Here is a 10,082-nt window from a genome sequence, read left to right as displayed (position 1 = left end):
TGAAGAACTGGCCTATCCCGTAGTGATGGCAGCGGATATCACAGGACAAACCAACTGTTTGAGCAGTGGCAATGGTAGCGCTCGGGTAACCGCCATCAGCTACGGTGGTGCCGCTGATGCACCTGCCAACTACACCTATCAGTGGACCAACGCAGCGGGTGCTCCTGTGGGCACCGGCGAGACCATCAGCGGTCTGGTAGCCGGCACCTACTATGTAGTGGCCACCAAGGCCAATGGCAATCCGGGCTCCAGTTGTGCCTCCGCTCCTTTTGAAGTGGTGGTGCCCAATACGCCTGTATACCCCACCATTGCCCTGAGCAGTCTGCCCAACACCGCTTGTGATAATACCTATACCGGTCAGATCGATGCCCAGATAGGCTTTACCACCAGCTACGACTGGGCCCTGCTGCAGCAGGATGGTACGCCAACCGCCTACAGCGGCACTGCCTCTACCAGCGCTACGCTAAGCATTGGCGGCCTTGCCCCCGGCATCTACCTGCTGCAGGTAACCGACCTGAATGGCTGCCCCGCTACCGAGCAGATCACCGTAGGCGAAGACTTAACCTGGCCTATTGTGATCACCGCTGACACTAGCCCGCAAACGGCCTGCGCCAGCGGAAATGGTACGGCCTGGGTAAGCGGTATCAGCTTTAATGGAGTAGCCCAAAATGTAGCGGATTACCTCTACTCCTGGAGCTGGATAGCGGCCGACGGCAGCACCCAGACGGGTAGCGGCACTACCCTGAGCGGCCTGCTAGCCGGTACCTATACCGTAACGGCCATTAAAAACAACGGCAACCCGGGTTCTGGCTGTCAGTCGGCCCCCTTCCAGGTTACGGTAGTCTTTGAACCGACCAATCCGGTGGCAACACTTGATGGCACTGATAATACATCCTGTCTGGCCGGTGGCAACGGCAGCCTGACGGCTACCCTGAGCGACTTTGGCACCCAGTATACCTACGTGCTTTACAAAGACGGCCAGGCCACCAGCTACAGCGGCACGGCCAGTACGGCAAGCCTTACCTTCAGCAACCTGCTGGAGGGTGAGTACCGCCTGGAAGTACGTGCAGAAAATGGCTGTCCGGTTGATGCCTACCGGAACATTCAGCGGGTAGAAGTTGGTGGCGAGCTTACCCTCAGCGGTCTGGACCAGCGCACCTGTAATCCTGACGGCGCCGTATCGGTTACACAGATCCTGTTCGGGGGCGAATCCTTTAGCGGAGCCGCCATTCTGCTGAACTTTGACCTGGTGCTGATCGATGCCAACACCAATACCCGCCTGACCCATGTGGCAACGGCAAGCACCAATGGAGCTACCTTTGCCGGACTGCCTGCGGGCAACTACACCGTAGAAGCTACCAAGCGCAGCGGCATTGGCATGGGCTGTTTCATTACCGCCATGATGGGGGTAGCCGACATCAGCACCGATCCGGTACTGGAGGTGGCGAGCTACAATATGATCTCCGAGTGCTTTGGCAATCCTAAAGGCATGGTGGGCATGCTGGTACGCGAGGCAGACGGCAGCGAATACACCAGCAATCCCGGCCACTATACCGTAAGCTGGCAGTACCGCGCTACGCTGAGCAGCACTACTTACCTGCCCTATCCCGGCACCGACTTCAGCATTTCAAACCTGGATCCGGGCTTCTACACCCTGAACATCACCAACACCCTCACCGGCTGTAGCCAGTCGCTGGAGTTTGAGATTCAGGAAGTGGTTGTAGAGATTGCCCTGCGGGCCACTGCCGATAACCAGACCTTCTGTACGCCTGAAAATGGCCAGCTGCTGGTGCAGGTGATCAACGAAGAGGAGATCCGGGCTACCCTGGGCTTCCTGCCAACCTTCGACTTTGAGGTATACCGCGGCGATATCAGCACGCCTACCGGCAGCTTCTACGATCGTACGGCCAATGCCGAGGATTATTTCCGCAGCCAGTATGGCGCCGATACCTACTCGATCTTTGCCTGGTTCAATGGCCAGAATGTCTACGGCTGTATTGGCGGGGTAGGCATTACCATTGACTACATCGACAACACCCCCTTCCCCACGGCTACCGTGGAGGCAGAACTCTCCATCTGTGATCCTACCAGAGGCAATGCCACGGCTTCGGCCCATGTAAACGGCATTACCGAAGGCTACAGCTTTACCTGGTATGCGGGCGAGATTGGCGATGTGAGCACACCGCTTGGACAGACCGGCCCTGTGGCCACTGGCCTGGCTGCCGGCACCTACTGGGTAGAGGTGATCGATACCTACACCAGCTGCCCCGGCTCCGTAGCCATAACGGTAGACGAATACAATCCCGAGATTCCTTTTGTGGAGGCCATGCTGGAGGCTACTGTGGCCACCAGCTGTGCCGCACCAAATGGCAGCATGCGGGTGATCGTTTCCAATTACAACCAGTACAACTTCTACTGGTATGCAGGCCAGACGGTAGATCCAGCCAATCAGATCAGCACCGGTACCGATACCCATGTGATCAGCAACCTGGCCGAGGGCTATTACACCGTGGTAGCCGAAGACAAGCAGAATGGCTGTATCTCCAATGCAGTGACCAAGTACCTGGGTGGTGACTACACCTATCCCGATTACGAGATCATGCTTACGCCTGCCTCCTGCGAGGTGCCCGGCACCGCCCGTGTGGTAGACCTGAGCGGCACCCTGCTGTCCTATACCATCTGGGATGCCCAGGGCAACCAGGTAGGCGACCATACTGCCCCCTTCAGCGGCATTGCCGGTACCTACCTGCTGAAAGTAGTCTCTACCGATGGCTGTGAGAAGTCGGAGCCCTTCACCATTACCGATACCGTGGCGCCTTTCAATGGGGTTACACCAAACGGCGATGGCCAGAACGACTACTTCCACTTCTCCTGCATCGACCTGTATCCGCAAAACCTGCTGCGCATCTACAACCGCGCCGGTGGGCTGGTCTTTGAGCTCAACGGCTATGATAACCAGCTGAAGGTATTTTCCGGCAAAGGCAACCGTGGCCTCTACATTGGGGACAAAGACCTGCCGGCCGGTACCTACTTCTGGGTGCTCTTCAGAAACAATACGAATGAAAAACCAAAACCGGATTCCTGGAACTAATCCGCTAAGCCATGCGCCACAGTTTATTACTTCTTTCCCTGGTGTTGCTGCTGGGCCTGCAGGTGCAGGCTCAGCAACGGCCCGCCTACTCCCAGTACATGTTCAATGGCCTGGCGCTAAACCCCGCCTATGCCGGCAGCCAGAAACAGTTGCATGTGATGGGCATTATCCGAAGCCAGTGGGTAAACTTTGAGGGGGCACCTAAAACGCAGCTGCTCACAGCCCATGCCCCCCTGGACCGTAAGAACATTGGCCTGGGCATGCAGATCAGCCATGAGCAGATTGGCGTGCATGTGGATTGGAGCGCCTATGCCTCCTATGCCTACCAGCTCAAATTCAAAAAAGGACGTATGCTGTCGCTGGGCCTGCAGGGGGGGCTTAACCACCGCCGCTCAGACTTTACCAAACTTACCGTGCAGGCCGGGGCCGACCCCCTGCTGGGCTACTACAGCAAGGTAACGCCCAATGTGGGCACCGGCGCCTACTACAGCACCCCTACTTCCTATGTCGGGCTCTCCTCCCCCTTTCTAATAGAGAACAAGACCTTTAATGCCAATGGGGATGGTACCTATTCGCAAAACCGCGAGTCGCGCTACTACTACCTTACGGCCGGCAAGGTGTTTAATGCCGGCGGCAATGTACAGGCCATGCCCTCTGTTCTGCTGCGCCTGCAGGACAAAATGCCGGTGGGCTACGACCTGGGCATTAACTTCTACTTTCAGAAAGTGGTGGGCGCCGGCATCAACTACCGCAATGGTGATTCGGTGATTGGCCTGTTCCAGCTGACCCTGAATGAGAACTTTGTCTTTGGCTACGCTTATGACTATACCCTGTCCAGCCTGCGCAACCATACGCAGGGCACACACGAGGTGATGCTGAGCTACCGCATCCGTCTGAGCACCGACCCCTGCCATTCGTACTTCTAACGAGTGGAACTACTCCTTGTATGCAGAAGCAGGCCCGCAAGGCCTGCTTTTTTATTTTCGCATTTCCATCCTTTGTGTAAGTCTTTACGTTTCTTTTACAACATCAGACCGAAAATGCAGAAAAGGGGCCACCGCGGATTAAACCCTATTTTTAGCCAGCTGCAGCGGACTATCACAGCGCCCCAACCCGCTACAACCAGCCAACGGCATACCCTTTAAATACAACCGATAACAGGCCTGGCTTAATTATTTTAAGGTGAAGAATTGGAATGTTACTAACACTTCCTGTATTATTGTTTTATGAAAATTGAGGATGAGATCCATCAGAAGCACTTTCGCAACGAGCATCAGAAGGCAGCCGTAAACCTGATCTATACGCATAGCTGGCTTACAACCCGCATTAAACAATTTCTGAGCCGTTTTGATATTACCATGCAGCAGTTTAATGTGCTGCGCATTTTGCGTGGGCAGCATCCGGGCAGCATCTCCACCTCGGTGATCCGGGACCGCATGCTGGACCATAATTCCGATGCCAGCCGCATAGTAGACCGCCTGCACCGGCAGGGGCTGGTGGATAAGGAGCCCTGCCCCTCGGACCGCCGCCTGGTTGATGTGCGCATCAGCGACAAGGGCATGAAACTGCTCACTTCCATCGATCAGCAACATGAGCAGATCGATAATTTTTTGGGAAAGCTAAGCGAACAGGATGCCCAGGAGCTGAACCGCCTGTTGGATAAGATCCGGGATCTGGAGGTGTAGGCAAGGACCTACGCCCCTCTAGCGCATCTTGGCGCTGTACTCTTTTACCGTCTCAATAAACACCTTCACCATTTCCGGATCCGTATCGGGATAGACTCCATGTCCCAGGTTGGCAATATGCCGGTCGGGTCCAAACTCCTCCAGCATGCTGCGGGTAGCCGCCGCTACTTCTCTGGCGTTGCCATAGAGTACGCAGGGGTCCAGGTTACCCTGCAGACTCTTGTCGGGCCCTACCCACTGGCGCACCTGGCTGGGGGTCATGTGCCAGTCCAGGCCAATGGTCTGGCAGGGCAGGTCGGCCATGTCGGGCAGGGCAAACCAGGCCCCTTTGGCAAAAACTGTAACCGGCACCCCTTCAATGGCCTCACAGATCTGGCGGATATAGCGCAGCGAAAACTCCCGATATTGCTCAGGGCTCAGGATGCCCGCCCAGGAATCGAAGATCTGCAACAGATCGGCCCCGGCCCGTACCTGCGCCTGCAGGTAGGCAATGGTAGAGTCGGTGATCATCTGCAGCAGTTGGTGGGCCAGCTCAGGATGGGTATAGAGCATTTTTTTGGCCTTGGAAAAGGTCTTGCTGCCGCTGCCCTCTACCATATAGCATAGCAGTGTAAAGGGGCGCCGGCAAAGCCGATCAGGGGTACGCGCCCGGCCAGCTCCCGCTTGGTGATTTTAATGGCCTCCAGCACATAGCCCAGGTCCGCCTCGGCATCGGCCACCTTCAGCTTTTTCAGATCGGCCTCAGAGGAGATGGTCTGGGGGAAAATGGGTCCCCGCTTTTCCACCATTTCATAGGGGCAGCCCATGGCCTCGGGAATCACCAGAATATCGGAAAAAATAATGGCAGCATCCACGCCCAGCAGATCCACCGGCTGAATGGTAACCTCGGTGGCCCGCTCAGGGGTTTTTACCAACTCGATAAAATCACGCAGGCTGTTGCGCACGGCCCGGTATTCGGGCAGAATGCGGCCTGCCTGGCGCATCAGCCACACAGGGGTACGTTCTGTTTTTTCTCCTCGGGCTGCGCGCAGCAGCAGGTCGTTCTTGAGTTCCATAGGGCACAAAAGTAGTATTAGAAATGTTGTAAGACAAAGCCCCGGCCTCCCGATTCGGGAATTGCCCCTGCAAACGATTGTAGGAGCGGCTTTTTCTGTACCTTTGTACAAGACAAACACCGCATCATGAGTTTTCTGTTTGATAAATTTTCGGCCTGGCAGGCCTATTGCGAAAAGAAGGGGATGCAGCTACCCCAGACGGTAGCCGAATACGAGGCCGACCAGCGCGGCAAAACGCCGGAAGCCATCCGCGAGGGCCTGCTCAAAGCCTGGGGGGTCATGAAGGATGCCGTACAGACCGGCCTTACGGAAGATATGAAATCCCGCTCGGGCATGATTGATAATGGGGGCAAGAAAGTATTTAACCACTCGCTTACCGTCCTGTCGCCCGAGTTTCAGCGGCTGATTGCCCGCTCGCTGGCCGCCAAGGAGGTAAACTCCTGCATGGGCCGGGTAGTGGCGGCGCCTACGGCCGGCGCTTCGGGCATTATTCCCGGCACCCTCTATACGCTGCAGGAAATTCATGGGCTTAGCGATGAGCAGATGGTGGATGGCCTGCTGGTATCGGCCGGCATTGCCCTGATCATTCAGGAGCGTGCCTCGCTGGCCGGCGCCGTAGGGGGCTGCCAGGCCGAAACAGGCAGTGCGGCAGCCATGGCCGCCGGCGCCATGGTACACTTGCTGGGGGGTGATATTCCGCAGGTATTCAATGCCATTGCCATTACCATCCAATGCATGCTGGGCCTGGTGTGCGATCCGGTAGCCGGCCTGGTGGAAGTACCCTGCGTGGTGCGCAATGCCAGCGCGGCAGCCATTGCCTTTTCGTCTACCCAGATTGCCCTGGCAGGCGTAGGGGGGGTGATTCCGGTAGATGAGTGCATTGATGCCATGGGCGAAGTGGGCCAGAGCATGGAGGTGCGCTATAAAGAAACGGCCCTGGGCGGACTGGCCATGACCACCACCGGCCAGGCCATCAGCAAAAAAGTGCTGATCCAGGATATTGAAATGCTGCCTGATGAGGGGGAAGTTGAATAAAGCCTTACCCCTTACTTAAAAGGAGAATCCTTCTCCTTGGCCATTTTGTTGTAGACAAGCCTATCCATCAGGCCGGGCACCCATTTGTTCAGGAAAACAGCCAGCTTGCCTTCGGTGGTCAGCACCAGGTCTCTCCTGCCCTTTTGCAGTGCCTTGAGGGTGGCTTCGGCCACTTCTTCGGCCGACATCATTTTCTCCTCCTCCCGGGGCGAGGCGCCCTGAGGGGTACCATCGGCGGTGAGGGCGGCATTGCGGATGTTGGAGGCCGTAAAGCCCGGGCGCACCATCAGCACCTGCACCCCCCGTTTCATCACCTCGGTGCGCAGGGATTCAAAAAAGCCTTCCATGGCATGCTTAGACGCCGTATAGGCCGTACGGGCAGGGGTACCCCTGCGCCCATTGATGGAAGAAATGCCAATGATTGCTCCTTTATGGGCTAAAATGTGTGGGAGGGCCGCTTTTACGGCATAGACGGTACCCCAGAAGTTAATGTCCATTACCTGGCGGAACACCTCCAGTTGCAGGTCCTCAAACAGGGCCCGCATGGAAATACCGGCATTGCAGATGAGCACATCCAGCCGGCCATAGCGGGCCAGGGTATCGGCTATCATGCGCTGGTTGTCGGCTTCGCTGGCCGCATCGGCCTGCAGGCTTAGCACCTCCAGCCCCTCCCCCTGCAGCAGCTGCTGCGCTTCGGCCAGTTTTTGGGCCGAGCGGCCCGTAATCACCACCTTAGCCCCCTGGCGGCCAAACACCTGGGCCAGCGCCAGGCCAATGCCCGAGCTGCCGCCTGTAATCAATACTACTTTGCCTTGCATGGGGGCGAAGTTAGTAAAAAATGGGCATGGGTGTAAGCTGCAGGCAGCTGTTTACTGTCCGGCCTGGTCGCCCAGGATCAGGCTAAGCGGACTGCGGTAGCTGCTGTTGGTGTATTTGAGCAGGTAGTAATAGGTGCCGGCCGGAAAACCCTCGGCATCCCATTTGAAGTTTCGATCGGCACTTTCGTATACCAGTTTGCCCCAGCGGTTGTAGATGCGCACATACTCAAAGCTGTTGTTACAGGCATCTTCGGGCAGATTTTTGATCTCAAAGAACTGGTTGTAGCCATCGCCATTGGGGGTAAAGACGTTTACATAGCGTACCCGGTCAAAATCCTGCTCCTGCTCCCGCACCAGCACCTCCAGCGTCAGCAGGTCTTCTTTTCCATTAAAGCAGGGGTCATCTGCTACCCGAAAATTAAAGGTGAACAGGGCTTCGGCCTGGCCCTGCAGCATATCGCAGGTAGGTACAAAGCCCTGCAGCGAACTTACCGATCCCTGGCCGCTGGCATCCTGCCAGCTGTAGGGGATGCTGGCTCCGGAAGCGGTCTCCACCTGCACCAGAGTGAGCTGTAAGCCGTCGGTGAGGTTGGGATCTATCCCTTTCAGCAGTACTTCCAGCGGCTGGCCCACCCGCAGCTCCAGTGGCGCCACAACCGGACTACCCCCCAGCTCGGCCAAAAGCAGGGGTGCATCGTTGGGGGGAAACGTAAGGGTAAAGTGCACCTTAAGGGTATCGCTGAGCGGCTGCTTGCACTGCACCACATCATCGCTGATGAAATAAACAGTAAAGTCATTTCGGGTATTTGCCGGAAGGCTCTCACAGCTGGGGTTCCAGCTAAAGACCCCATCGGCGGTGCCGGTGCCTCCATTTCCCTGAAAGCTCATGCCCCAGTCCTGCAGGTTAAAATCGGCGCCTACCGCCCGCAGCTGCAAGGGGTCCAGGCTGGGATCAGTAGCCCGCACATCAAAGCTTAGGGTTTGCCCAAAGGCTACGGTCCGGCTGAGGTTGGTAGCCGGCTGAAAATTATTAAGCGAGGCCCGCACATCGGGCGGGGAATTGGCAGGCACACTAATGGAGAAATTGAACTGGTAGAGGGCGGCATTGTTGGGGTCGCACTCGGGTTTATCATCCAGCGAAAAGAGTAGCCGAAACTGGCTCTGCTGGGAGAAATCCCGCCCACTGCTACAGCTGGCATCCCACTGCAGCTTGTACTTTACCTTTCGCTGCCCCTCACCATCCAGGTATTCCTCCAGCTTGCTCACTGAAAAGCCCCAGGCCTGGGCATCAAAGCCCTGCCCGCTCATGAACAGCTCCAGGTTATCGCCATCGGCATCAAAGCCTTCCAGCACATACTCATACACCGCACCCTCGGCTACGGTGGCATAGGTATGAGTGCCCTGCCGCAGGGGCAGGCGGGTGGTCTGGTTTAGAAAATAGGCGGGTGCATTGGCCGGCGGGGGAATCATCACCTCAAAGCGCAGGGTATCCGTCATGGGCACCGAGCACACATCGTCATACACCACTACATTAAAGCGGTAGGGCTGGCCAAAAACGGGCGGGCACTCGGGCAGGCACATCTGCAGTTGCAGCTGCTGCTGATTACCGGATAGCACTCCTGAGCTGACCGAGAGCTGCACCACATCGGCACCGGAAAAGTTCTGGGGTACTACCCGAAAGCTGAGGCGTTCGGACCCCTCCTGCTGGGCATCGGCATCGGTTACATTCAGGGTTAGGCAGCGATCGCTACTTCCCTGAAAATCAGCCTCAGTAAGCTGAATGAGCTTACCGGGAACCACCTGCCCGTTGGGCTTCTGGGCCTGCAGGTTAGGCGGAAAATCCTCGCCCATGTAGTTATAGACCAGCATCTGAAAATCGCGCCGCACCTCCCCGATCTTTTTGCCATCCCGAAACTCTTCGGCCATGACCGAAAAAACAAACAGGCCCTCCCGGCTGGGGGTTACCTGCAGAAACCCTTCCTTGTTGATGCGCAGGGCGGGGGTGCCGGGCACCATGCTTTCTTTGTTATAGCCCTGCTGCCAGACCACCTCCGGATAAGGGCCTGGGGTAGAGGGGGGCAGGTAGTTCACATCGTCGCTCCAGCCAGCCAGCGGGGTAGCCATGCTGTAGACAATGGAGTCGCCATCGGGATCGGTGCCTCTGAAATCAAAAAAGAAGGGGTAGCCCAGGCGGGCAAAGTCCGACAGCGGCGGAAACAGGATGGGCGAAGAATTCACAAACTGAACACCATCTTTTACCACGGCCGGAAACTCCAGGTAAAAGGCCTGCCCGGTAAATCCTGGCTGCACAATGTTGCTGATCACCCCATTGCGGCAACAGCGCTCATAGGTGATGTAGTAGCCGCCGGCATCGTTGTAAATCTCGGGCGCCAGCGTT

At 56.9% G+C, this 10,082-nt stretch carries 6 protein-coding genes and 1 pseudogene; 4 read left to right on the top strand and 3 right to left on the bottom strand.

Annotated elements, in window-relative coordinates:
• Nucleotides 1-25 precede the first annotated feature (25 nt).
• The 3 genes from ADICEAN_RS18385 (at nucleotide 26) to ADICEAN_RS18375 (ending at nucleotide 4,776) form a co-directional block, all read left to right on the top strand.
• Nucleotides 26-3,091, top strand: coding sequence for a gliding motility-associated C-terminal domain-containing protein (locus ADICEAN_RS18385; protein WP_009197164.1), 3,066 nt, complete (start codon nucleotides 26-28; stop codon nucleotides 3,089-3,091).
• Between the two features lie 11 nt (nucleotides 3,092-3,102).
• Complete coding sequence (locus ADICEAN_RS18380; protein ID WP_009197163.1) at nucleotides 3,103-4,017, top strand: PorP/SprF family type IX secretion system membrane protein; 915 nt, start codon at nucleotides 3,103-3,105, stop codon at nucleotides 4,015-4,017.
• Between the two features lie 300 nt (nucleotides 4,018-4,317).
• Nucleotides 4,318-4,776, top strand: coding sequence for a MarR family winged helix-turn-helix transcriptional regulator (locus tag ADICEAN_RS18375; RefSeq protein ID WP_009197162.1), 459 nt, complete (start codon nucleotides 4,318-4,320; stop codon nucleotides 4,774-4,776).
• Between the two features lie 18 nt (nucleotides 4,777-4,794).
• On the opposite strand, the pseudogene hemE reads toward ADICEAN_RS18375, so the two are convergent.
• A pseudogene (hemE, locus tag ADICEAN_RS18370) lies at nucleotides 4,795-5,831 on the bottom strand (uroporphyrinogen decarboxylase).
• Between the two features lie 126 nt (nucleotides 5,832-5,957).
• Here hemE and sdaAA point away from each other — a divergent pair.
• Nucleotides 5,958-6,866, top strand: a complete 909-nt coding sequence (gene sdaAA / locus ADICEAN_RS18365) for an L-serine ammonia-lyase, iron-sulfur-dependent, subunit alpha (protein ID WP_009197159.1) — start codon at nucleotides 5,958-5,960, stop codon at nucleotides 6,864-6,866.
• Nucleotides 6,867-6,877: 11 nt separating this feature from the next.
• Here sdaAA and ADICEAN_RS18360 read toward each other — a convergent pair whose 3' ends face one another.
• Both ADICEAN_RS18360 and ADICEAN_RS18355 read right to left on the bottom strand, forming a co-directional pair.
• Nucleotides 6,878-7,684, bottom strand: coding sequence for an SDR family oxidoreductase (locus tag ADICEAN_RS18360; RefSeq protein ID WP_009197158.1), 807 nt, complete (start codon nucleotides 7,682-7,684; stop codon nucleotides 6,878-6,880).
• 51 nt (nucleotides 7,685-7,735) lie between these two features.
• A partial coding sequence (locus tag ADICEAN_RS18355) for a gliding motility-associated C-terminal domain-containing protein (RefSeq protein WP_040398139.1) occupies nucleotides 7,736-10,082 on the bottom strand: 2,347 nt, incomplete at its 5' end.

The sequence above is a fragment of the Cesiribacter andamanensis AMV16 genome, assembly GCF_000348925.1.
GTDB classification, from domain to species: domain Bacteria; phylum Bacteroidota; class Bacteroidia; order Cytophagales; family Cyclobacteriaceae; genus Cesiribacter; species Cesiribacter andamanensis.
This window is presented reverse-complemented; position numbering and strand designations above follow the sequence as displayed.